This is a genomic window from Ktedonobacter sp. SOSP1-52, from assembly GCF_016587395.1.
In genome coordinates this window covers 984,332-1,008,969 of the sequence record NZ_BNJH01000003.1, presented here as the reverse complement: position 1 = coordinate 1,008,969, position 24,638 = coordinate 984,332, and the positions used below count along the sequence as shown (strand labels likewise).

Here is a 24,638-nt window from a genome sequence, read left to right as displayed (position 1 = left end):
ATGACGAGCACGCAAAATACTGCACAAAATGGACATATCACAGGCGCCGAGGTCAATAGCGTTCTACGCCAGCACGCCGAGCAGCAATACGCGGAGGAACTGGCTGAACTGGTTAAAGTGGATACGCGCCAGCGGCCACCTAACTGGCAGCTCTCGCCCTGGGCTGTGCGCACCTACCTCATGGGCGGCAAGCTCGACAATGGCTTCGAGATCTCGCCAAAGTATATTGGCAACCCGCGCCTGATGGAGATCGCCATCTCTACACTCGCCACTGACCGCGCCCTGTTACTCTATGGCGTTCCTGGTACTGCAAAATCGTGGGTAAGCGAGCATCTAAGCGCCGCCATCATGGGCGACTCGGCTCTCCTGATTCAAGGCACGGCTGGCACGGATGAGAATGCCATTCGCTATGGCTGGAACTACGCGCGCTTGCTGGTTGAAGGTCCTTCACCAGCGGCTCTGGTGGTCAGCCCCATGATGCAGGCCATGCAAGATGGCAAGCTCGCGCGTATTGAAGAGCTCACACGTATTCCCAGCGAGGTCCAGGATACCCTGATTACCATCCTTTCGGAGAAGACGCTGCCCGTACCCGAGCTCAACACAGAAGTCCAGGCGCGCAAAGGCTTTAACGTCATCGCGACCGCCAATAACCGCGACAAGGGCGTCAACGAGCTCTCCAGCGCACTTATGCGCCGCTTCAACACCGTCATTCTCCCCGTGCCTGATAGCATGGACGACGAGGTTAACATCGTGGAGCGGCGCGTCGCCAGCCTGGGTCGCGCCCTGGAGCTGCCAGCCGAGAAGCCCGCGCTGGAGGAGATTCGCCGCGTCGTCACCATCTTCCGCGAGCTACGCAATGGCGTCACAGAAGACGGACAGACCAAGCTGAAGTCACCGGGTGGCACGCTCTCAACGGCGGAGGCCATCTCCGTCATCAACAACGGACTGGCCATGGCGGGCTATTTTGGCGATGGCGAGCTAAAAGCCGCCGACCTGGCCGCAGGCCTGACCGGCGCCATTGTCAAAGACCCGGTCCAGGATCGTGTCGTCTGGCTCGAATACCTGCAAACAGTCGCCAAAGAGCGTGAAGGTTGGAAGGACCTCTATCGAGCGTGTCGCGAGGTGTTGTAGTGAGCATTTCAGTCTTTGGGATACGCCACCATGGGCCAGGCTGCGCACGCAGCCTGCGCCAGGCGCTCACAGAGTACCAGCCAGATATCGTCCTGGTCGAAGGCCCGCCCGACGCCCAGCAAGTGCTTCCGCTATGTATGCACCAGGAGATGCGGCCTCCCGTCGCGATCCTCATCTACGCGCCTGAGCATCCAAAGCGTGCCGTCTTCTATCCCTTTACCACCTTCTCGCCAGAATGGCAGGCGCTCCGCTATAGCTTTGAGCAGGGTATAGAAACGCGCTTTATGGACCTGCCCCAGGCCATGCAGATGGCGCTACACCTCGAACAAGAGGCCTTGACTGAACAAACGAAGCAGCAGGAGCCGCAAGCGCTCGATCATCCTGGAGCTGAGGCAGAGCCAGGTCAGGAGACACGCAATGCAACCCTCGCACCTGCGCCTCAAACGGAGGAGCGTGAGGACCCACTCGGGATGCTTGCCGAGGCCGCAGGCTATAGCGATCATGAAAGCTGGTGGGAACAGCAGATTGAGCAGCGCGTCGATAGCCGCGACATTTTCGCGGCCATTCTTGAAGCCATGTCGGCCCTCAGAGAGGGGCGAGAAACCAGGGAAGAGGACGCGCTTCGCGAGGCCTATATGCGTCAATGCATCCGCACGGCTCAGCGCGAGGGCTTCCAGCGCATCGCCGTTGTATGTGGGGCCTGGCATGCCCCCGTCCTGGTCGATCCCGGCGCCCCTGGCGAGGACCAGAAACGCCTGAAGGGTCTAAAAAAACTGAAGGTTGAGGCCACCTGGATTCCCTGGACCAATTCACGCCTCTCCTATCGCAGCGGCTATGGAGCTGGCATCACCTCTCCTGGCTGGTACGAGCATCTCTGGAAGACGCCAGATCAGGCCGTGGTACGCTGGGTGACACGCGCCGCGCGCTTGCTCCGCAAAGAAGACCTGGATGCCTCCTCGGCCAGCGTCATTGAGGCGGTACGCTTGAGCGAGACCCTGGCGGCCCTGCGCGAGCTTCCCATGCCCGGCCTCACCGAACTGCACGAGGCCATCCAGACGGTTCTCTGTCATGGCAACACAGAACCCATGCAGTTAATTCGCGAGAAGCTCGAAATTGGCGAGCGCCTGGGGCGCGTACCGGAGGAGACGCCAGCCATCCCGCTTCAGCGCGACCTGGAGCAGCAACAGCGCCAGTTGCGCATGGCGCCCTCGCCTGAGAGTACACGCCTGGAGCTGGACCTGCGCAAAGAGAGCGCCCTGGCGCGCAGCCAGTTGCTGCACCGCCTCTCCCTGCTCAACATTCCCTGGGGCAAAACTCTGCATACCGGCAACCAGAAGCAGGGCACCTTCTGGGAATACTGGCAATTACAATGGCAGGTTGAGTTTGTCGTAACCCTCATTGAAGCCAGCGCCTGGGGGAATACCGTCTTCGAGGCCGCAAGCGCCTTCGTCGCGCACCAGGCCGAAGAGCTTCAAGAGCTACCGCAACTCACCAGCCTGCTCGACCAGGCCATGCTGGCGGCCTTGCCCCAGGCAATTGCGCACCTGCTTACAGTCATCCAGCAGCGCGCGGCAATATCGGCAGATATACGCCATTTGATGGATGCCATGCCACCCCTGGCGCGGATCGCACGCTACGGCAATGTTCGCGGCACCCAGGCTGAGTTGGTCCAGCCCATTCTCACACGTCTCTTCGAGCGCGTGCTGGTTGGTCTACCAGGTGCCTGCTCCTCGCTCGACGATGACGCCGCTCGGGGCATGCTCACAAGCATCAATCATGTTCAGGAGGCCCTCAGCCTGCTCAACCAGGAAGAGGAGCGTCAAGACTGGCAGAAGCTCCTGCGCCGCTTGATGGAACAGGAGGATCTGCATGGCCTGCTACGCGGGCGAAGCTGTCGCTTACTGCTAGAGCAGCACGTCATCGATGGAGCTGAACTGCAACGCCAGACGCGCCTGGCGCTTACGCCTGCCGTTCCGGCGGCTCAAGCCGCGCGCTGGATCGAGGGCGTCCTCATGGGCAGCGGGCTTATTGTCCTCCACCAGGAGGAGCTGTGGCGCGCCCTGGATAGCTGGCTCAGCGATCTCTCGGGCGAGACCTTCGAGGCTCTCTTACCAATCCTACGCCGCGCCTTCAGCGAATTTGAGCCGCCTGAGCGCCGTGCCATGGGCGAAAAGGTCAAACACCTGCGCACAATGTCGGGCCAGAGCGGCACGGTAGCAGGGATGGCGGCATCATCTACCGGCGTGGGCTTCGACCAGCAACGAGCGGAGGGCGTTCTGCCCGTGCTGGCACAACTGATGGGGGTAAGCTTCAATGAGCATAACTGAGCAAGAGCGCCTGCGTCGCTGGCGCCTCGTTTTAGGCAAGCAGGCTGAGAAAGGAATGGCGGGCGCGGGTGGAGGTGCGCCAGGAGATGGGCAGGACATGTTGAGTGGCCGCGACCTGGGCATGGATAAAACGCTCGAAGCCCTCTACGATGCCCAGCGTTCGGGCGGGCTGGGAGGCTCCTCGCCCAACGTAGCCCGCTGGCTGGGCGATATTCGTACCTACTTCCCCTCCTCGACCGTACGCGTGATGCAGCAGGACGCGCTTCAACGGCTCAACCTTACACGCATGCTGCTCGAACCAGAGATGCTTGAGCAGGTTGAGCCGGATGTCCATCTCGTAGCCTCCCTGCTCTCGTTGAGTCGCGTCATTCCCGAGAAAACCAAGGATACGGCACGGCAAGTGGTGCGCAAGGTCGTCGAAGAACTGGAGCGGAAACTCGCCAATCCCTTGCAACAGGCGGTACGGGGTAGCCTCAATCGCTCCACCTATACCCGACGACCACGTGCCAATGAGATCAATTGGCATCGCACCATCCGCGCCAACCTGAAAAACTACCTGCCGGAGAAGAAGACCATCATTGCCGAACAGTTGATCGGGCATGGGCATAAGCGCTCTTCCCTGCGTGATATCGTCCTCTGCGTAGACCAGAGCGGCTCTATGGCAACCTCCGTCGTTTACTCAGGCATCTTTGGCGCTGTCCTGGCAACCATTCGCGCGGTCAGTACACGCATGGTCGTCTTCGACACCGCCGTTGTCGATCTCAGCGAAGACCTACAAGACCCGGTCGACCTGCTCTTTGGCACGCAACTGGGCGGCGGCACCGATATCAATCGTGCCCTGGCCTATTGCCAGCAAATCATCAGTCGTCCCAGCCAGACCATCCTCGTGCTGATTACCGATCTCTATGAAGGCGGAAACCAGCGCGAGATGCTTCGCCGCGCCGCAGAACTGGTCGCCAGCGGAGTCCAGGTCATCTGCCTGCTGGCCCTCAGTGACGATGGTGCCCCAGGCTACGATAAAACGAATGCCGCCCACCTGGCGAGCATGGGTATTCCCTCGTTCGCCTGTACGCCTGACCTTTTCCCGGATCTCATGGCCGCTGCCATTCAGCAACAAGATCTCAATATGTGGGCCGCGCGCAACGACATCGTCGCCACACGCACCCGTTAAAAAGAAATGGTTGTTGTGGTCCTGGAGGTGCTGTTGGCGCGGACGCGCCAACAGCACCTCCAGGACCACAACAACCACATAACTGCTTGACTTCTTTGTTGAGATCCTGTATGATGGATACATCACAGTAAAAAACCTCTATCAAAGGAGTCACACTTGTAGACATGAGCAACATCTACCGCTAGTAACCTCCACGTACGCCTTCAGAGTATGCTTAGCAGAAATCTCATGCATGCTTACTCGCGCTCGTTACTGGTTACTTCTGGCCTGATGCCGTGCTCATGGTACATCACAAGGTGCTCTACCACTTTCTGCTATCACTTCGCTAGAAGCTACCCACGATGTTAACCACAACCAATTAGCAACTTGTACCCCTTGAGCGCGTTCAGGCACCTCGCAGACAACTTCATTACATACACATGGCGGCAAAACGACCGCAACCAGAATCACGAGGTGCAGCTTTATGTTATTAACTGTACGCAATCTCACTAAAACCTATGGCGCGATTACCGTGCTCAGCGAAATCTCATGCGTAGTCAATGCTGGAGACCGGGTGGGCATCGTTGGTGCCAATGGCGCGGGCAAATCTACCCTCTTACGTATCCTCACCGGGAGCGAAGAAGCCGACGAGGGCAGCTTTGTCTATGCTCCCTCCGTTGAGGTGGGCTATCTGCCCCAGACCACGCCCCCCTTCTATGGACGTAGCATACAGGATTTAATTCTTGAAGCCGTAGGAAATCTGCGCCAACTTGAGACACGTATGCACGAGCTTGAAGGGGTCATGAGCACGGCCACCCCTGAGCAACTCACCTCGCTCCTTGAGGAATATGCCCTTGTTTCAACGCGCTTTCAAGACAGTGGTGGCTACGAAATAGACTATAAGATAGAGAGCATCCTGGAGGGCCTGCGCCTGAGCTACCTTCCGCGTACCCAGGAGGTCGAGACGCTCTCTGGTGGCGAGAAGGCTCGTGTCGGCCTGGCGGTCTTGTTGCTACGTTCTCCAGATATTATCTTGTTAGATGAACCGACTAACCATCTCGACGTCGCCAGCATGGAGTGGTTGGAGAACTATCTCTCAAGCTATCACGGAGCCGCACTCATCGTCTCGCATGATCGCCAGTTTCTCAATCGCGCCGTCAATGCCATCTTTGAGATCGATGACAATTCTCATCACCTCAAAGCCTATACTGGCAATTATGACGCCTATGTCGCGGCACGCGAGGCGGAGCGCAAGCAGTGGGAGGAGGATTACCTGCGCCAGCAAGAAGAGATCAAAGAGCTGCGCAAACGCATCAAAGAGAAAGGAAGACATATCGGGCATAGCAATCGCGCACCACGCGATAACGATAAGTTCGTCAAGCACTTTTTGGGGCAGCGCGTTGACAGCGCCGTGGCACGCGACATTCATGAAACGGAAGAGCGTCTGAAGCGTATTGAGGCTGATCCGGTTCCCAAGCCACCCGAACTACTCAGCGTCACCTCCTACTTTCGCACAGAGGCCATTCAATCGCAGACCGTGGTGCAGATGACCGATGTGCGCAAAGGCTTTGGCGAACGCCAGGTCTTTGAGCATGTTCATCTCAACCTCGCCCCTCGGTCGCGCATCATGCTGACTGGCCCCAATGGAGCGGGAAAAACGACGCTGCTCAGGTTGCTACTTGGAGAGGAGCAACCTGACGGTGGTACGATCTCCCTTGCACCTGGCGCACGTGTGGGCTATCTCCCCCAGGACCCGGCGCTTCCCGACCTGGAGAAGACGGTCATCGAGACCTATCGCTATGGGCAGATAGGTTATGAGGGGGAGTTTATAAGTCGCTTGATCGGGTATGGACTCTTCCGCCTGGAGGATATGCAGAAAAAGGTCAGGCAATTAAGTATCGGGCAGAGACGTAAATTGGAGATTGCCAGCTTGATGGCCAGGAACCCCAATGTGCTCCTACTCGACGAGCCGACCAACTACATCAGTCTCGATGTGCTGGAAGCCTTTGAACAAGCAGTCCTGCATTTTCCTGGTCCAGTCATCGCCATCTCGCATGACCGCTGGTTTATCCAGCGCTTCGGTGGCGAAGTCTGGGAGCTGCGAGAGGGCCAGTTGGTCAAGAAGGAGGACTATGAAATAGTTACCTCGGCTTAAAATGGCAGAGCGCCGCCGTCACTATGGATGAGGCTGAGAAGGTAACGATGCATCATCGGCGGCGGCGCTGGCTTCAGTTGGCTGTACAGAGAGATATGGCAGATGGACCGAGAATACACTCCCACTATCAGGAATACTCTCGACCGTAATCCGACCACCATGGCTCTCGACAATCTGATTGGAGATGTAGAGGCCCAGGCCCAGGCCAATACTAGAGCCACGCTGTACCTCCACGCCTGGAACGCGATAGAAGCGATCAAAGATATGGGGCAAGAGTTCAGGCGAGATGCCAATCCCAGTATCGCGCACCGTGATCGCGCACTCGGTCTCATCATAGCTAAGCGCCATATAAATAGATGCACTCGAGTATTTACGTGCATTAGAAAGCAGGTTAATCACAACCTGGCCCAGGCGTTCCACATCCACATTGGCCTCAATCTGCTCAGATGGCAGATGGAGTTCTACGACAGGTTGGGGATTGGTACCGATAACATACTCATCTACCAGGCGCTGACACAACGCATTCAGGTTGCACGGCATGGTATGCAGCTCAAAGACACCCATCTCAATAAAAGAAATGTTGAGCAGGTCATTCACCAACACCTCCATGCGCCGGATGGAGTTCTCCATGCTAATCAAGTTCGGGACATCAGTTGAGCCAGTACGCTCCAGTTTACGACGCAGCAACTGCGTCATGCCCTTCAGGCTCGAGAGCGGGGTTTTTAGTTCATGCGAAGCCATGCTCAGGAATTCATCTTTGGCGGAGTTTGCAGCTGTGAGTTCACGAGTGCGCTCCTCTACCGCCTGTTCAAGCGAGCGAGCATGCAATTCTAGCGCGCGTTGTTGTTCCTCCACCTGGTAACGAAGCTGATGTATTTGAATCGCCCGTGCGAGCGCGGCGACAAAATAATCGCGATCAATTGGCTTCTGGATGAAATCATAGGCACCGCCGCGCAAGGCCTGAATCGCCAGGTTATGATCACCATGGCCCGTAATCAAGAGGACCGGCGTATTGGGAGAGACTTGCTGCACCTTTCCCAGCAGGGCCAGGCCATCCATACCCGGCATCTTAATATCACTCACAATCGCGTCATATTCGCATGAGCAGATCCGCTCAATCGCATCGAGGGCCGAGTCACAGGTATCAACCGTGACATCCTTCATACGCAGGTAGATTGCCTGGGGTAAGGCCTGCAACAGGGCAGTGTCATCATCGACTAAAAGAATGCAAGATTGCTTCAAGGACTACACCTCTTCAGGATCGTCATCAGGCTTAAGTGGAAGCTGGATCAGGAAACGTGCTCCCTCTCCGAGTCGGCTCTGTACGGTAATCGCTCCATTATGTTCTTTTATAATACCATACGTGATCGACAAACCTAAACCCGTTCCAGCGCCAACTTCCTTGGTGGTAAAGAAAGGATCAAAGATACGCTGCTCCAGTTCAATGGGAATACCAGGACCTGTATCAGCCACGCTGATCTCGATCATCTCATCGCGCCTGATACATTCAATAGAGATAATCTTCGTTGGAGCGCTGGTCAGGGCATCACGAGCATTTGTCAGGAGATTGATGAAGACCTGCTCCATCTGAATAGCATTCCCCATCACAAATATATCTTCCTCGGGGAATTGCATCTTTACCTCGATCAGGCGCAGACGTAGCTGCTCGCCCATAAGCGAGATGGAGCGCTGGATGACCTGAGTCACATTGATCGTCTCGCGGCTTACAGAAGCGGCCCGGCCAAAGGTACGCAGGTGCGAGATAATCTCAGTGGCCTTACGCACCTGCTGCATCGCATTCGATAGCTCTTGCAAAATGCGTCCAGGCTCGGTATCGGCCATACCCAGTTCGATGAGATCAATCGCATTGCCGACAAAGAGGCCAATATTATTCAAAGGGTTATTCAGTTCATGCGCGACCCCGGTCGTCAGCTCACCCAGCGTTGCCAGTTTTCCGGCCTGCACTAATTGCTCTTGCTTCGCGCGTAACTCCTGCTCACTATGCTGGACGGCTTCCGTCGTTACTTTCAAGTCGTTCATGATGTGAATCATGGCTTTGCGGCTATTCTCCAAGCGCAAATTTGATTGATGCGAATCCTGAAGAATATGCAGGAGCGCCCGACGTGAGTTATCCAGTCGCTCGGTCTGCTTGACCATGCGGCGGCGGTCCTGCTCATAGTCGGCAAGGATATGAATCATGGCCTTGCGTTGATCCACAAGCTTGCGATTGAGGGTGTTGACATCACTGAGAATATGCACAAAAGCACGGCGGCGCTCCTCGCTTCTCTGCACCCGCGTCTCCAGCATCTGCTTTTCCTGAAGCACACACTCATGCTCTTTACGAAGTTGCGCGAGTTCGGCTCTGAGTTGTTCAGCTTCAGCCACTTGCTCTCGGTAACTTGCGGTTTTGTTGGTATAGTCCATAGCATGCCGCTGTGCTAGGTCCATCGTCCCCCCTGACTACGACTATCTCTGCTATCATGTTCGCGCTTGACGACCTGCCCCCGACGCAGATCCTCTACTTCGCGCTTCAAGTTCTCTATCTCTTTCTCCAGTGCGATCATCTTCAGTTCGCGACCAACGACCACTTCCTCAAACTTCTCCAGGTCCAGGATTTTCTCTTGCAGTTCGGCTTTAGACTCCTGTAAGTCAAACAAGACCTTTTCATAGGCACGCATATCGCGCAGGATACCAATCGCGCCGATAACATTCCCATCTGTATCACGCAGGGCAGAGGCATTTAGAGTCGTTGGAATGACTTCATTGGAGGCGCTGCGGGGATTTAAGCGCGCATTACGCGTCACGCCACGCTCAATGACCTCGCGTAAGGCAGCGGTAAATTCGCGCGTCTCCTCCGCACTTATAAAACGTGAGAGCGACTGCTCCAAGACCTCATCCGGGCGGAAACCCAGTAGCTCATACACTGCGTCGTTGGCCTTTTGAATCTTACCTTCTGGGTCCGAGACAAAGATCGGGTCCGGCGCATTCTTAATCAAGCTGTCAGAGTAGGCCAGGGCCTTATCCAGTTCGCGCATATCACGCAGGATACCAATCGCGCCGATGACTTTCCCATCCGCATCACGTAAGGCCGAGGCATTCAAGCTAGTAGGGATGACCTCGCCTGAGGCACTCAGGGGATTAAGGCGCGTGTTACGTATCACACCACGCTCAATGACTTCGCGCAGTGCCGCGGTAAATTCGCGCGTCTCCTCCGCACTTATAAAACGCGAGAGCGACTGCTCCAGCACCTCGTCAGTGCGGAACCCCAGTAGCTCATATACCGCGTCATTAGCGGTTAAAATTTTGCCCTCCAGGTCCGAGACAAAGACCGGGTCTGGCGCATTCTTGATCAGGTTGTCGGCATATACACGCGCCTGCTCCAGCTCACGCATATCGCGCAGGATGCCAATCGCGCCGATGACTTTCCCATCCGCGTCGCGCAAGGCCGAGGCGTTCAAGCTGGTCGAGATGATCTCGCCCGAGGCACTCAGGGGATTGAGGCGCACATTACGCGTGACACCACGCTCAATGACTTCGCGCAACGCGGCGGTAAATTCGCGCGTCTCCTCCTGGTTGATGAAACGCGAGAGCGACTGCTCCAAGACCTCATCGGTGCGAAAGCCTAACAGTTCGTAGACAGCATCGTTCGCCAGCAGGATCTTGCCATCCAGATCCGCGACAAAGACCGGATCTGGCGCATTTTTAATGATGATATCGGCATCCAATGAGCCGTGTGATTTGGTTCCGATGGTGTTGACATGACCATCAGCGGTAGTTTTAGGAACCACATTCTCTAACATAAAATAGCAACCTCCGGCCAGAGACTATAGTATTTTTGTCACGAATCACAGAACAAAAAAGACAAAAGCGTAGGTTGTTTAGCAATTCTCTAAGAGTATAACAGACCTTTTTTACTTAGGGCAAGCAACTAGATCCTTTGAACAAAGGATGGACACATGGTAGTGGGCAACAAAAACTTTCGCGCCTGCACTTCTCGCGACTTCCCCTGGTTCACCTCTCAAGCATGGATATAAGACAAAACTCCTAGACAGAAGTGGCTTTTACCAGGTTAATTCTTCTTTTTTCGCTTCTTATTATACAAGGTAATTAAAAACATATAAATATATATATAAAGTCTATATTAATTTATTACAAGTTATTCACCTAATCACGGCAATATATCTATTTCAATTACAGACATGTTATACTGATGGAGAAATTTATGACAGAGGCAAAGAAAAACATTCTGGGCAAGCAGGCTTTAACAGGTAGGGCGTAAGCACAGGCTGGAAACGATTCTAAATCGGCATATTGGCATACTCAACAAGGAGGGAGACAACGTATGATGCCATCAGCAGCAATCTGTATTAGACGAGTCTCAGGACAGGCAGAAAATATGTAGGTTGTGTACTCAACCTGCTGACTACATAACACTTCGTATTTCGTATGCAGAGAGCATGGATATAAGCAAAGAGAGTAAGCGTTCTGGATAGTTGATGCTTTTTAAAGATTACATCTGAAAGCGAGCATGCTCAATCGTTGGCCAACAAATTTTTAAAGAGCATCAGCTTTGTACTATTGGAAGGGTATACTCATGCATGGATTGGTTTTTGTTACGTGGGAGAAGTATCTGGTGGACCGCTTTGGCAACTCACTCCTCAAAGCTTATAGAGAAGCGATTGGCGAAACAAGTGCTAATGCACCCCTCGCCAGTAAGGTCTACGAAGATACCCATCTCTTAGCGGGCGTAGCTGCCGCCTGCGAATTAACTGGACTCTCTGCCCAGGTCATCTTGCGCGAATACGGCCGTTACTTCATTTTGAATGGTCTCACCAACCATCTCTGCGCCTATCTCCTCACGCGTGTCCATAGCGGAAAAGACCTGCTCCTGGTTATGCGCACCGCACATGCACAGATGCGACGCGTCCCCGAAGCTCTGACACCTCCGCTCTTTGGCTATGAGGCCGGCACACACCCTAATGAGTTTGCGCTCATCTATGATAGTCCACGTCAGCTCTGTCCAGTGCTACATGGCGCCATCGAGGGCGCAGCCGAGCGCTTTCACGAACATGTCAGCGTTATTGAAACCACGTGTATGAAACAGGGGGCGCCCGTCTGTCGCTTTGAGCTTCGTTTCCGCCCGAGGTACCAGGCAAACACGCAGGAGACACCAGAACAAATTGCCAAGCGGCGCGAAAAACAGCAGCTGGCCGAATTCGTGCTCAAAGTGCTCCCCGATCACGATGGAATCGAGCTGGGCGAGCTTCAGCAATACCTGCAACGCCAGCTCCCCCTACTTGGGTTGAACGCGCCCCGCCTGAGCGCCCTGCAAGAGGCCATCAATCATCTACAGTTTGTGGGCCTGGTAGCAAGTACAGCAAATCAGCCGGGCGAGATCCCCATGCATCGACGCTACTGGCGCGCTCCCACCTCGACACAGGCAACCCCTGCGCACTCGAAGGGGTATCACTCCGCCACCGGTCCACAACCCCGGATCTCCAGGACACGCACCGGAGGCCACTCCTCAACCACTCAGAGCAGATAGGGCAAACGTTTTCAGAAAAAATCATCATGTCTCTCGCTTCAGCGGAAGGGTAAACCAGAAAATTGAGCCAACACCAGGGGTACTCTCAACACCAACCCGCCCCTGGTGTTGCTCAACGATCACCTGGCAAATATACAGGCCCAGCCCTGACCCCTTGCTCGCCCCCTCGTTGGCTTCAACACCTGGGGCGCGATAGAACAGTTTCCATACCTGCTCTTGCTCCTCAGCGGTTAGCCCCGGCCCCTCGTCTCGCACCAGAACACGCACTTCCTCCTGTGTAACCTCTACAGAAACCTCGATTGGTGTCACCGGAGGCGTATACTTACACGCGTTGTTCATGTAGTTATTGAGCACCTGCGTGATCCGTTCCACATCAATCTCTGTCGGTATCGTCTGAACAGAAACCGGCGGAACAAACGTGATGACACGCTCGGGATGAGAGGATTGATAGTCGCTTACCAGCAGAGAGAGTGTCGATTGTAGCTCACATGCCACCGGCTGTAAAAGAAAGCGGCTAGATTGGATAGAAGAAAGCTCGAACAAATCGTTAATGATGCGATTTTGGACTCCAACTTGCCGCTCGGCCCTCCCCAACAAGTGGTGAATTTCCTGGAGCTTCTCACGCAAGGGATCATCGGCTAATAACGTTTGCGTCGTATTGCTTAACAGTAAGCGTGAATATTGCAGGCTCATACTGATCGTTGTAAGGGGAGTACGCAACTCATGGCTAACAATACTCAGGAACTGGTCCAGAGGAGGCTGACCTGGCTGGATCGTTTGCGAAGACGGCTCAACCTGCAACCCTGGCGAGCGCTCTTGCGTAATATCGCGCACGATGAGAATCGCGCCACAGATATACCCTTCATCGCCAATAATGGGCACACCACTCACACTGAGCCAGAGATCTGACACGCCATGCGCATGCACCTGAAGCTCAACCCTTTGCTCATCCACCAGTTCCTCGCCCCGCAGTACCCGTTTTAAAGGCAAGGCGTCCGGCCAGAGAGGCCCACCTTGAGGATCTAAGATCTGGCACTCAAGGCTCGGCATTACCAGCGAGGCGCTACTCAACGCTCCCCCCTCCATTTTCAGGAGAGCCAGGCGTGCACTCATATTCGTCTGAATAATATGCCCTTCGCAATCCAATACATAGGCGGCATCGGTGACAACATTGAGCAATGCCTGGCACTTTTTCGCCTGTGCCACAGCCTCGCGCCGCAGTGCCTGAAAGGCCGAGATATCCCGTGCGATCAGTACAGCGCCTTCAACCTTCCCATCACATTGAGAGATAGGTATACCGGCCACTGAAAGCACCTGTCCGCGCCGGCGCCCATCCAGGAGACGTACCTCGTAGCCAGCCACGGCCTCACCGCTTAAAGCACGACTCAGAGGATGGTAGGTCTGGGAAAAATCAGTCACCTGCGGATCTGATTCATCACGCGCTTCGTCTGGGGTATGCTCAAACTGACTTGAGCGCAATAGAGCACGCGTGGCACGATTACACTGTACCAGTCTCCCCGTACTATCATAGACAGAAATTGCCTCGGGAGAGACTTCCAGGAGAGCATCCAGGCGCCGCTGTACCTGGTCCGCGTGCAGGCGCATTCGGCGAACATAGAGCACAAACAGGCATATTACCGCCATCACAATCCCATACTGCACCAGCACTAACCCACCAAACAGGAGGGAAGGCGAGGCCGTAAAGAGTGTCTTCAAGAAGAGAGTTATAAACACCACAACCACCTGTCAAAAAACGCCACGTCCTGATCTCAGTGGAGGAGTCGTTGCCAGAGACCAATAAAAATAGCCTGACACCGACTCTCGCCCTGCCAACAAACGCCCCAAATAAAAACGAAAGAGCCGTATCTGCTCTTGCTAAAGAGTAATCTTATACTCAAAGGCTCATGTTGCATATTTCTTGCAAGGCAATTTTCTGCACACATGCCTATTATAGAGTATTCTATACATCTAGTATATACTTATTCCGCGATTTTCGCAAATTCTCCTTTGTTATTTGACTCATCATCTCTACGCCTGCGCCCTGTTCTCATTTCTACCACTTTCTGCGCAGAGAATACCATTAAGGGGTGTGCGTGGAACCTGGGGTCTGGCCCAGGTTCCACGCACACCCCTTCACGCGAAAGCTCATTGCGTACGCCTTGCCTCATGCTAGCGCATGTCGAGCTTTATATCCTCTCCAATATCTTCCCGTGCGCCAGCCGCCTTTTTCGTTAACCTATAGAGCAGGGTCATCTTCCCTGAGGGAACATCCCAGTATTCCGCGCCCTCAACGTGTACCTTGAGCAACGCGAGGGTAGGATCATCCAGGCCCTGGGGGAACCAGGGCTTGTAGAAAGGCCGCCAGTAGTGCTTAATTTTGTCATGATCGCGCACTAGCTCCGCGACGCCTGAGACGGAAACAAAGAGGTTATCACTGGGCTTGGAGTAGCTGATATTGACCTGGTGATGCTGAGACACCTCGCTCACCTTGGGGGCATCCGATGACGTGAAAAACCAGAGATCACCATCAAACTCGACATCCTGGGTCGCCATAGGGCGACTACGCAACGTGCCATCCGCTTCCTGCGTGGTCATCATGGCAATACGTATATCTTTAATCTTCTCAGCTAGAAGCTTCACATCGCTCTTTTTCTCGGGGCCAGCCATATGAGGGTCTTCCTTTCTCGTATCACACCTTGCCAGGCAATAGGAGGTCATAACGTATTCACTCCACGTTAGTGGCACGCAGAGTTCACGAGGCATGTTACAAAAAGCGATACCATTACTTCCCCTATCCACCCCAGATAGTCAATCGTGTATCATTCCCCTCATCCAGCGCGGCAAGCTCGATACGAGTCGGCGACCAGGTGGCTTGAAAGGACACGGGCAGGGTGTAGAGAGGCGCCAGTTCGCCCGGAAAACCAAAAAGCGTTCGCTGTGAGTTCAATACGACGGCAACACGCCCATCAGGGGCAATGCTCACCATACGTGGCAGACTCGGAAGATTGCTCCACTGAAAAATCCGTTGCTGCCCTGAACGCTCCCAGCCCTCCACACGGTTATCACGAAAAGCCACGGCGTAGAATGAACTATCAGGCGCCCAGCTTATGCCTCGTACGATTTCTCCATCCTCATGGTCATAGAGAAATTCAATGCGTTGCCCGATTCGCCAGCACATGAGGCGTCCGCTACGTGTCCCGGCTACAAGGCGTTTGCCGTCAGGAGACCAGCAGAGCACTCCACTCCCACTCATTTCCTCGCGTGAGAGGGTAACGGGTAGTGGTGGCTGGGGGATATGTAACTGGTGCAGGGGCAGAGCATACAAGACCACCCGCTCACCTACCCAGAGGGCCATATTCCAGGTCGATGACCAGGAGAAGGCCACAATCGAACGCGCCTGAAAACGCATCACCAGGGGTAACAGACGTTGCTCGACACGATCCCAGAAGCGCACCTCTCCCCCTTTGCTTAACGCCAGGATACGCCCATCTGGAGACCAGCAGAGTTCATGCGTATCTTCCACCTGCGAGACACGTGGCAGATGCTCTAGCGGCCCATTACGGCTCAAGATACATGGCGGCTCGCCATAGAGTGCGCAGGCCAGTATCTCCCCCTGAGGTTGCCAACTTAACATACGCAGACGTGCCGGAAGATCAAAATGCGCCAGGGTCTGAAGCGCCAGTGGAGTATATAAGCGACCAGAGATCTCGCGCCGTCCAGAAGTAGTGGCGGCCTTGACAGGCGCTGGTGCGATTGGCTCGTCAAGCACCAGCCCTTCCCTGATATCGATCGGATCAAGTGAGAACTGCATCTGCTCGGGAGGGAGTGTATAGCGTGGATGCATAGTGGCTTCTGGCACTCGCGAGCGCTCTTCGGGGAGCACATCTAGCGCCAGGTCAACGCTGATTGTTCGCGCCGTCGTCTCCTCGCTTGCCTGCTGCTCAATCGCCTGTTGTAGGGATTGGGCAAATGCCAGCACTGTGGAAAAGCGCTGCTCGGGGTCCTTCGCGAGCGCGCGAAGGATGACCGCATCAATCGCGGATGAGAAGATACGTTCAGCGTTCAACTGGCTGGGCGCCAGGGGAGGATCTACGACATGTGCCAGGGGATTAGCACCTACATTAATGGGAAAGCGTCCTGTCAGCATCCAGCAAGCCATAATCGCCAGCGAATATTGGTCTGAAGCACAATACGCTCGCTGATTCACCTGCTCAGGCGCCATATACTGATAAGTGCCAATCACATCGCTTACTTCAATATATTCCACGGACACATCTTTGAGATGCGCGATCCCAAAGTCGAAGAGGAAGAGTTCGACACAGCGCTGCGTCGGTCGGGCATCCCTCACCACACGTACAAGAAAATTCCCAGGTTTGACGTCTCCATGAATAATCGCAGGCTGACGTGTATGCAAATACCAGAGGCTCTGAGCGGCCTGCATAATCGCATCCCCCGTCTGAACCAACGTCCAGTATTGCCAGGGAGCTTGCTTCTTCGCCATAGACGCTAATGAACGCTCAGGCATATAGGGAGAGATGAGAAAGGGCACCTTGCGCTGATTATAATACGTCCATCCCGAATCGAGCAAGGGCAGAATATGTTGATGCTTCAGACTCCTGGCAATCTTAATTTCGCGCTGAAAACGCTCCTGAGCCTTGTGATTGAGCTGATCATCCTCAATGACAGGCTTGAGGATTTTTAGCGCAACCTCCTGGTGCGTACGCATATCGCGTGCGAGCCAGACCTCGCTCATATTCCCCGGATAGAGGAGATCTATGCGCTCATAGCGCTCGCCAGCCATTAGCATCGATATCCACTCGTACCTTCTAGTGTCGAAAAACGGCGTATGCCAGCTTGCTTACGATTGTTCGTTTTGATGAAGAACATGTTAACGCCTCTTTGAGCGCCTGGTATCCGCAGATGAGGAGGGTTCACCCGTAAATGCTCGCAGTTGCCCACTCAACGTATCGCGCTCACGCTGCAAGTTATCACGCTCACGCGTCATCTGCTCCAGGCGCGCGGACAGTGAGTCATTCTCACGCGTCAACTGCGTAATATTTCCCTGCATTTTCTGTCGCTCGCGTTTGCCGCGTTCAAGGTCACCCTCACGCTCAGTATGCTCCTGTTTTAATTCCTCCAGTTGACTATCAAGCTTATCAGCGCGCTCTTTTTCGGCTTGTGCCTGCTGAATAACCAGAAGCAATTGCTTTTCGTGCGTCTCTTGCTCATCCCGCAAAGCACGCTTGAGCTGCTGAATCTGGGGACCATAGCGTACCCCCAGGAGTATGCTAAAGAGTTCATGCTCTGGAGCGCCCTCGGGTATGCGCTCGCGCAACTCGCGTAAACGCGGCACATCCCACTGACCACCCGCGAGCAAACCGCCCAGGGCACGTAAAGCCACTGAGAGCCGCTCCATTTGCTGCATCCCAGGACGAGAAGTGCCAGGACCATAGAGATGCGTGCTCTGAGCATATTCCTGAATAACACCCGACATCGTATTCATCCCAAGCACCGCAGCCAGTTCCTCGCGCAGCTCCAGGGCTGTCTCCCCTCGCTTAAACACCTGGAGTGCTTCATCCTGGGCGGACCTCCCTAGCAGTAAAAAGAGGGCCGTCAGAAGCTTGCTCTGGCGTGGGTCGCTATCCAGCGCCTGGAGCAGTGGCGTAACGATCAATGGCTCACCCAGCAACAAGAGCAGGGCCAGGAGACGCAGGTTCGTTGTCTCCTCCGTATGGGTCTGGATATGCGCAATTAGATCAGAGACCATGGCCCGATCACCGAAAGCGTCAGACTCTCCCATGATGCGCTGTAACAAGAGTGTGACAGCCATTCCCATGTCAGAGGGATCATCATGCGAAAGCTGCGTCACCAGTTGCTCCTTGATATTCTGAGGAGACATGGTATTGAAGACCTCAAGCGCCGCCTCACGCCGCTCCAGCGAGGTATAATCACTCAAGGCACTCATGATAAAAGGCAAAGCGACAACGCCCAGGTCACGCAAGACCTCCTTTGAGGAGCGCACCAGCATCGCGTCATGCGAGGTAATCAGCTCGCCCATTTTGGGAACGGCCGGTGCGCCAATCTGCACAAGAGTAAGCATCGCCCCTCGCCGGCGCTCGCCATCCTTGAGCGCTTCAACCAGGCTATCAAGTACACGCTCGCGGTGTTCCTGAAGGTAGACCAGGCGCTTGAGAGCTTCCGCGACCCCTTCGAGCAACTGGGCAGTTTCCAGCCCCTCCAATAAAGCAGGCAGACTGATAGCAGCAAGCTCATTGGTCAAGACATAAAAAAGCACCTCGCGTACACGATCAGGAAGAATGAGAGCAAAGAGCTTGACCAGCGCGGTCAGCATTGTCTGTGTATCGCCATGTTGATGCACAAGAGCCACGATCACCTCCTGTGCCCGTGTACACGCCACCTGGCGCCTATCGTCCAGGCCTTCCACTAAGGGCCGCAAAATTCCGGGACCAAAGCGCGGTAAAAGCTCTGCCGCCACCTCCCCCAGTTCTTCCGCTCCTAGCAATTCGACCAGGCGCGCAATGGCGACATCGGGATGTTTGAGCAACAGGGGAGAGAGAGGCTCACGCAATGCTGGCTGGGCCAGGCCATTGATTAGTGCAGGTACGACCGCCACGCCTGGTAGCTCCTCCAGTGCCTGATAGAGATAGGACTGGACGCGTTGATCGGGATAGAGCAGATGTTGCACCAGCACATCCGCCGATTTATCTGCGCGCATACGAAAGATCGTGAGCAAGGCACTTGCCTGGCTATCGCTGCTGAGCGCAAGGGCCTCGATAAGCTCTTCGCCAGGGAAGGGATTCATACCCAGGATCGCCCGCTGTACACGCTGCACCTGCTGAGATGAATGAGACGTATCAAGCGCATCGATCAGCGCGGGCAACGCCACCTCGCCTAGCTGGCTCAAGGCTTCAATCGCCTCTTCCAGAATTTGCGGATGCGTACTCGTCAGCATCTGTAAGAGAGGGGAGACGACATGCGGCTCGCGAAATTGGCCCAGTGCTCGTACCAGCGCAATGGTCAGCAATGGCTCATCAGGGGGAGTTTGCACCAGTTCAATAAAGCGTGTGACAGCCTGTGTCGCATGCATATCAGCCAGGACCTGCACCAGGATACGTGTCCGTCCTGGAACGACGGGAGAGAGGGCCTCAATCATCGGCGCGATGGCGGGTTCACCGATCAGCTTCAAAATACTTGCCGCACGCTCAGCGCTATCCTCACGTGTAGCGTGCAGAATACTTTCCAATAAACCTGGAATGCTGTCAGGAGCATAGGCATAGAGCGTCTCAGAAACGCGCTGGACCAGAGTTGGCCCCGCTTCCGTGAGCAGTTGCAGCACATCAGGTAGTGCCTCCAGGTCGCGTGTCTCCTTCAAGACATCTAGCACACGCAAGCGCACCTCCTCAGAGGGCTGGCGCAAGAACGGCAGCAGTTTCGGTGTTGTCAGCGGACCTATCGCGCGCAAGGCCTGGACCACATTCCCCACCGCCACCTCATTTTGCGAGGGAAGGTACAGGAGCAAGGCATCAATCACCTTTTCGCCCCGATCAGTGCGTGAACTGGCCCCCTCCTCCTGGAGGGCCTGCCGGACAAGTATATCGCGTGCCCGCTGCTGTGTCTGTGGCTCCTGCTGATAATTAGAGGTCAGCATTGGCACAATCGCTTCCATGATGCGCAGATACTGCATTTGTGTCACACGCCGTTGCATATCCTGACCACTCATAAAGCGTTCTAAGATGGCCAGGGCCGCTAAATGCATGTAGACCGTTGTGACGGTTGCATCGCGTTGCTCCACCACCTGGAGCAGGCGCTTAAGCGTCAACTCTGGCCCAAGGCGATAGAGAGCATTGGTCGCACGTCGCATCACAAAGATATCAGTATCCTGAAGCCGCTCAATCAGCGGTTCAACAGCGCGTGGATGATAGGTGCCACCCAGAATATTGACCGCGGAGGCACGCATACGCGTACTCCGTTCAGCATGGGGGCGACTGAGTTCGACCGCGTGATCGACCACAACGGCCCCAAAGCGACCCAGCACCTGGGTTAAGTGCTTCACCTGCGCCTCATAGGCCACATCATCTACCACATCTTCCAGGAAAGAAAACAGCAAGACTGGGACCACAGCCTTATCAAGCAGCAGCAACAGGTCATCAACACCCGCCACCATAATCAGCGGTAGAAGCGAGCGATAGACCTCCTGCCCTCCCTCCTCAGCGCAACGCGTGAAGATACGGGCCAACTCTTCGCGCGCGGCCCGATTGCGTACCGCAATGGAAAGCGCCTCCTCAACGCTTGGCGGGAGCATCACCAGGCGCTTGGCATCGGCCTGGGGTGGCGTCCAGAGCACGCCAACACATACCAGGGCCAGGGACAAAGCCTGGAGCAGGTGGACACGATTCTCTAGGCCACGCGAGCCGAGCTGCTCGGCCAGCACCAATGGATCATCCAGCAAGCCCGCCCAGATCGCGACTGGCTCGCTCCAGCGCCCAACGTTTTCCAGGAGTTCCTCGCGGATCTCAGGCTTTGTAGTCTGCTGCTCAGCCGCCTGGAAGTACTCGGCGACAAAATACTCAGCGATCAGCTCATGCCGAAAGCTCAATACGCCGTTGGGGCTGATATCTATCAGGTCCGCGGTCATCGCGAATTGTAAGAGCTGCGGCAGGTCGTCGCGCATCTCCTCCAGCGCATCAGGCTCCTCAATATCTGGATAGGGACCCTGGGCAGGATTTTCGTTGAGCCAGATAATAAGCTCGTCAGCGAAAGCCTCCAGTTCAGCCTCGCGCCAGCGCCCACTGGCGCTCGAAACCGAGAGCTGAATCGCGTTGCGATCATTGGCCCAGCGCGCCGCGCAGGCCACCACGCTCAAAAAGCGGATCACCAGTTGTTCGCGCAGTTCGCTCCCTTGCCAACGCCCCTGACGCCGCTCACGCGCGACAAGCTGCACAACTGATTCGCGCAGGAGACGACCACGCGTGTCAATCTGCTTTCCACGCTCGACACCTATCTGATCAATGATCTCCATAAGGGTAAAGAGCATCATTGGATTGGTGCAGTGGTAGCGCAAGCGGCTACGATCAATCACCTGCATAATCTGACCAGCAGTATGGCGCCAGGGTTGATCCTGAACGACGATATAGCGCTCAATAAATTGCTGGATCTGCTCTGGCTGCAAAGGATAAATAGTGGCACAGGCCGCCTGACCGCGCGCGACCAGGCGCATAAACTCGGGCTGCTCACGATAATCAATCTCGCGACACGTCATCACCAGGCGGTTCTTTGAGTGCAGCATCAGCTCGGCCATTTCGTGGCTCACGTAGGTCAGGTAATTACTATCCACCTCATTAAGACCATCACACAGCAGCAGGAGGCGTCCCTGCTGCGCGAGCTGGCGTAAGTACGGAGCCAGGTGCTCCATGCCCGGTAGATCGCTCTCCTGTAAAAAGCTGAGCAGGCCGATATTGCTATCAACCCAGGCTTCTTGCGGAACCTCGCTATAGCGCTTGAGATAAAGGCTGTAGTTCTTCATAGGTACCAATACGGGAATATAGCCTCGACGAAAGATGAGGCGCCAGGGGTGAGTCACCGCGCGATATTGATAGACGCGCAGCGCCATTGTTTTCCCGGCCCCCGGAACCCCAAGAATCAATTGATGCGCATAGCTCTGCTCTAAGAGATCAAGAATGGAGACGTGTTCGCTCTGCACCGCAATCGTTGGTGCCGTCACTTCATGATGGTTCTGCTCGGCCGTTGGGCGGATGTTGGCCATAGCCTCCAGGGGCGTGTAGAGGAGTTGAAAGCGTTTCTGGACCTGCTCTACAGCGCGGGCATAGCGCCAGAGCGCATATAAACGCGTTCCAAAGAGCGTGCTACCAAAGGTTGCTATAAACAGGAGGCACAACAAGATCAGCAAGAGAGGCGCGTGCAGAAGCAATGCTAACGCAGAGGAGATGCTGGCTCCCCCCGGACGATGCTGGGTATTGAGCAGCAAGAGGGCCAGGACCAGGACCAGCCCCACCCCCAACAACACTCCGAAGGCAAAGAGCAGGCTCCTCAATATCCGCTGTGGTAGCGTGTGTGTCTTGGAGAGCTTACGTGCGTCGCGGCTCCCACGTGGCAAAGGAGGCTGCACGAATGGTTGCTCCTGTAGCATAGTGACCCAGAAACCTTTCGTAGCAATATGGTAAAAACAGTATAGCCCAGTTTTTGATTCTGAACAAGCACGCATGTAGACCACTACGGTAAAACACGCCAGGGAAGCTCAGCTATGTGGTATCATCATCAGTGCGAGCATCTCCCGGTCGCACTTCCTGAGTTTGCCAAACGTACACGTTGTCACCAGCATTATCATGAAAAGAGTGTTACAAATATCCGCCTGAAGCGATCTTTATAATAGGGGACAAAGAGCTACCTTTTCGCAATCTCTCGCGCATCTCAGGGATGGCACTAAACTCGCATGCTAGACATCGATGTCTACAGGGCTGGTCCTCTATGTTGCTGAGACCATCAGACGCATAGGCGCGTTAGAGATAATAGAGCAACCTTTTTCGGGCTTCTCATATTTATAGTATTATATACTACTATTTACGAAGAAAAAGATTTTAGCGAAAGGGCTCGCCCGTTTATGCCTCATATGAACTCCCGGCCATTAGAGGGACAGCCGTCACACAAGCATGCCCCCCCTGGGATACCAGTGCCAACAAGAAATAATGCCAGTTCACAGATGCGGCCCGCTTTTCAGGCTAGCGCACAGCCGCCAGCAACGGGTCCAGATGAAATTGATACCCATGTCTACCCTGTTGTTCCTCGCCCGGCAAGCCCCGGTGCGCTTTCACGCTTTAAAGACAAAGTAGCCGCCGCACAACATAAAACGCGACTCGCAACCCTGGAAACCATCAAAACGCCGTCCCTTCCCTCCTCTCCATCTGGCGGAACATTCTCCTGGCGCAAAGTGGCCATCCTCCTCCCTTTGCTACTCATCGTGCTTTTTCATGCGCTCTCCCTGGGTGGAGCACAGTTTGCGGGTCCCCAGGGCTGGGCCTCACTGCTCGGAGATCCCGTCAGCGCCAATAACCCTGACCTACTTCACACTATTAATAAGCAATTGCAGACCAATCAGAAAAACCAGCAGCATGTAAGCATTACGCCTCAGCAGTATATTGACACAATTCTACATAACATGACGATTGAGCAAAAAATTGGTCAAATGATGCTGGTGCAATTTACGGGTGCGACCTACGCATCAGACATTAGTACGATGGTAAGTCAGTATGGAGTAGGGGCGGTACTGATCTTCTACGCCAATGGCAACATCATCGATAAAGGCCAGCTCAAGGGGCTCATCCAGCAGATGCAGAGCAATAGTACCATCCCCATGGCCGTCTCCATCGATCAGGAGGGTGGCTATGTCGACCGCTTAGCCCAACTTGATGGAATGCGACCCTCCGCCGCCACCATCGGAGCCTCCAATGATCCAGCCAAGGCCAAAGCAGCGGGCCAGCAGGACGCCCAGGACCTGCTCTCCTATGGCATCAATATGAATCTAGCTCCGGTCGTCGACGTTGATACGCTGCCCTATTCTGAAATGCATACTGACCAGCGAACCTTTGGCACCACGCCAGAACAGGTGACGCAGATGGCTGGCGCGTATTTAGATGGTTTACAGGCAGGGGGAAAGGTCGTCGGCACCCTCAAGCATTTCCCCGGCCTGGGCCGCTCGGCAACTGATCCTCATTTTGCTATCCCGCAAATTACCGCCTCGAAGAGTGAGCTCGAACAGGTCGATTGGGCGCCCTACCGCGCCTTGATCAAGCAAAACAAGGTCCAGTCCATCATGGTCACCCATGAGATTCTCGACGCTATCGATCCAACCCAGCCTTCGACGCTCTCACCCAAGGTCATCAAGAATATCCTCCGCGATGAATTTGGCTTCAAGGGCGTCATTATGACAGATAGCCTGACAATGAAAGGCATCACGAACTACGTCTCTCAGTCTCAGGCAGCCGCTCTGGCCATCGCAGCAGGCTGCGACCTGCTGATGGGCGCCTCCAGTGCCAGCCAGGTCACCTCCATGATTGAAGGTATTAAGCAAGCGCTCCATGATGGCACCATTACCCAGCAGCACATCGATGACTCTGTGCGCCGTATTTTGCTCATGAAGTATCAGATGGGGCTTCTTGCCTTACCCAAAAACTAACTGACCTCTTATGTAATGTATTTGGGTAGTGGATGTGGTGCGTACTGGTGGTGGCAGATCACCAGTACGCACCACATCCACTACCCAGGCGAGCGCCACAGGCGCGAGAAGCCATGCCA

Annotated in this window: 13 protein-coding genes; 6 read left to right on the top strand and 7 right to left on the bottom strand. The window is 55.0% G+C overall.

Annotated features, from left to right (window positions below):
- From JMJ16_RS29835 to abc-f, 4 genes are all read left to right on the top strand, one after another.
- Window positions 1–1,131 carry an AAA family ATPase gene (locus JMJ16_RS29835; RefSeq protein WP_201371641.1) on the top strand — a complete coding sequence of 377 codons (1,131 nt, stop codon included), beginning with the start codon at window positions 1–3 and terminating at the stop codon, window positions 1,129–1,131.
- On the top strand, window positions 1,131–3,458 hold the full coding sequence (locus JMJ16_RS29830) for a DUF5682 family protein (protein ID WP_201387511.1): 2,328 nt from the start codon (window positions 1,131–1,133) through the stop codon (window positions 3,456–3,458). Before JMJ16_RS29835 ends, JMJ16_RS29830 begins: the two co-directional genes overlap by 1 nt.
- Window positions 3,445–4,629 (top strand): VWA domain-containing protein, encoded by a 1,185-nt coding sequence (locus JMJ16_RS29825; protein WP_201379356.1) that lies wholly within the window; start codon window positions 3,445–3,447, stop codon window positions 4,627–4,629. The genes JMJ16_RS29830 and JMJ16_RS29825 overlap by 14 nt, the downstream gene beginning before the upstream one ends.
- Window positions 4,630–5,092: 463 nt before the next feature.
- A complete protein-coding gene (gene abc-f, locus JMJ16_RS29820) occupies window positions 5,093–6,763 on the top strand; it encodes a ribosomal protection-like ABC-F family protein (RefSeq protein ID WP_201387509.1) in 1,671 nt (556 codons plus the stop codon).
- Window positions 6,764–6,784: 21 nt separating this feature from the next.
- Here the strand turns inward: abc-f and JMJ16_RS29815 are convergent, their stop codons facing one another.
- The 3 genes from JMJ16_RS29815 to JMJ16_RS29805 are packed head-to-tail and all read right to left on the bottom strand — an operon-like array spanning window position 6,785 to window position 10,563.
- Window positions 6,785–8,005 carry a response regulator gene (locus JMJ16_RS29815; RefSeq protein ID WP_201387508.1) on the bottom strand — a complete coding sequence of 407 codons (1,221 nt, stop codon included), beginning with the start codon at window positions 8,003–8,005 and terminating at the stop codon, window positions 6,785–6,787.
- A 3-nt stretch (window positions 8,006–8,008) separates the two neighbouring features.
- A complete protein-coding gene (locus tag JMJ16_RS29810) occupies window positions 8,009–9,211 on the bottom strand; it encodes a sensor histidine kinase (protein ID WP_201387507.1) in 1,203 nt (400 codons plus the stop codon).
- Window positions 9,202–10,563 carry a PAS domain-containing protein gene (locus JMJ16_RS29805; RefSeq protein ID WP_201371635.1) on the bottom strand — a complete coding sequence of 454 codons (1,362 nt, stop codon included), beginning with the start codon at window positions 10,561–10,563 and terminating at the stop codon, window positions 9,202–9,204. Before JMJ16_RS29805 ends, JMJ16_RS29810 begins: the two co-directional genes overlap by 10 nt.
- 794 nt (window positions 10,564–11,357) lie before the next feature.
- Between JMJ16_RS29805 and JMJ16_RS29800 the strand changes: the two genes are divergently transcribed.
- Complete coding sequence (locus tag JMJ16_RS29800) at window positions 11,358–12,308, top strand: heme NO-binding domain-containing protein (RefSeq protein ID WP_201387506.1); 951 nt, start codon at window positions 11,358–11,360, stop codon at window positions 12,306–12,308.
- 24 nt (window positions 12,309–12,332) lie between these two features.
- On the opposite strand, the gene JMJ16_RS29795 is transcribed toward JMJ16_RS29800, so the two are convergent.
- From JMJ16_RS29795 to JMJ16_RS29780, 4 genes are all read right to left on the bottom strand, one after another.
- Window positions 12,333–14,042 (bottom strand): ATP-binding protein, encoded by a 1,710-nt coding sequence (locus JMJ16_RS29795; RefSeq protein ID WP_201387505.1) that lies wholly within the window; start codon window positions 14,040–14,042, stop codon window positions 12,333–12,335.
- Window positions 14,043–14,477: 435 nt separating this feature from the next.
- Window positions 14,478–14,975: a pyridoxamine 5'-phosphate oxidase family protein gene (locus JMJ16_RS29790; protein WP_201387504.1), complete on the bottom strand. Its 498-nt coding sequence runs from the start codon at window positions 14,973–14,975 to the stop codon at window positions 14,478–14,480.
- A 124-nt stretch (window positions 14,976–15,099) separates the two neighbouring features.
- Window positions 15,100–17,115 carry a WD40 repeat domain-containing serine/threonine protein kinase gene (locus JMJ16_RS29785; RefSeq protein ID WP_201387503.1) on the bottom strand — a complete coding sequence of 672 codons (2,016 nt, stop codon included), beginning with the start codon at window positions 17,113–17,115 and terminating at the stop codon, window positions 15,100–15,102.
- 81 nt (window positions 17,116–17,196) lie between these two features.
- Window positions 17,197–22,476 carry a HEAT repeat domain-containing protein gene (locus JMJ16_RS29780; protein ID WP_201387501.1) on the bottom strand — a complete coding sequence of 1,760 codons (5,280 nt, stop codon included), beginning with the start codon at window positions 22,474–22,476 and terminating at the stop codon, window positions 17,197–17,199.
- Between the two features lie 471 nt (window positions 22,477–22,947).
- Here JMJ16_RS29780 and JMJ16_RS29775 point away from each other — a divergent pair, with 471 nt between their 5' ends.
- Window positions 22,948–24,519: a glycoside hydrolase family 3 protein gene (locus JMJ16_RS29775; RefSeq protein ID WP_201387499.1), complete on the top strand. Its 1,572-nt coding sequence runs from the start codon at window positions 22,948–22,950 to the stop codon at window positions 24,517–24,519.
- Window positions 24,520–24,638 lie beyond the last annotated feature (119 nt).

What these genes read in the sequence shown, in the direction of transcription:
- JMJ16_RS29835 (WP_201371641.1), top strand. Translation starts at nt 1, where the DNA reads ATGACGAGCACGCAAAATACTGCACAAAATGGACATATCACAGGCGCC.
- JMJ16_RS29775 (WP_201387499.1), top strand. Translation starts at nt 22,948, where the DNA reads ATGCCTCATATGAACTCCCGGCCATTAGAGGGACAGCCGTCACACAAG.
- JMJ16_RS29800 (WP_201387506.1), top strand. Translation starts at nt 11,358, where the DNA reads ATGCATGGATTGGTTTTTGTTACGTGGGAGAAGTATCTGGTGGACCGC.
- JMJ16_RS29825 (WP_201379356.1), top strand. Translation starts at nt 3,445, where the DNA reads ATGAGCATAACTGAGCAAGAGCGCCTGCGTCGCTGGCGCCTCGTTTTA.
- JMJ16_RS29790 (WP_201387504.1), bottom strand. Translation starts at nt 14,975, where the DNA reads ATGGCTGGCCCCGAGAAAAAGAGCGATGTGAAGCTTCTAGCTGAGAAG.
- JMJ16_RS29810 (WP_201387507.1), bottom strand. Translation starts at nt 9,211, where the DNA reads ATGGACCTAGCACAGCGGCATGCTATGGACTATACCAACAAAACCGCA.
- abc-f (WP_201387509.1), top strand. Translation starts at nt 5,093, where the DNA reads ATGTTATTAACTGTACGCAATCTCACTAAAACCTATGGCGCGATTACC.
- JMJ16_RS29805 (WP_201371635.1), bottom strand. Translation starts at nt 10,563, where the DNA reads ATGTTAGAGAATGTGGTTCCTAAAACTACCGCTGATGGTCATGTCAAC.
- JMJ16_RS29785 (WP_201387503.1), bottom strand. Translation starts at nt 17,115, where the DNA reads ATGCTAATGGCTGGCGAGCGCTATGAGCGCATAGATCTCCTCTATCCG.
- JMJ16_RS29780 (WP_201387501.1), bottom strand. Translation starts at nt 22,476, where the DNA reads ATGCTACAGGAGCAACCATTCGTGCAGCCTCCTTTGCCACGTGGGAGC.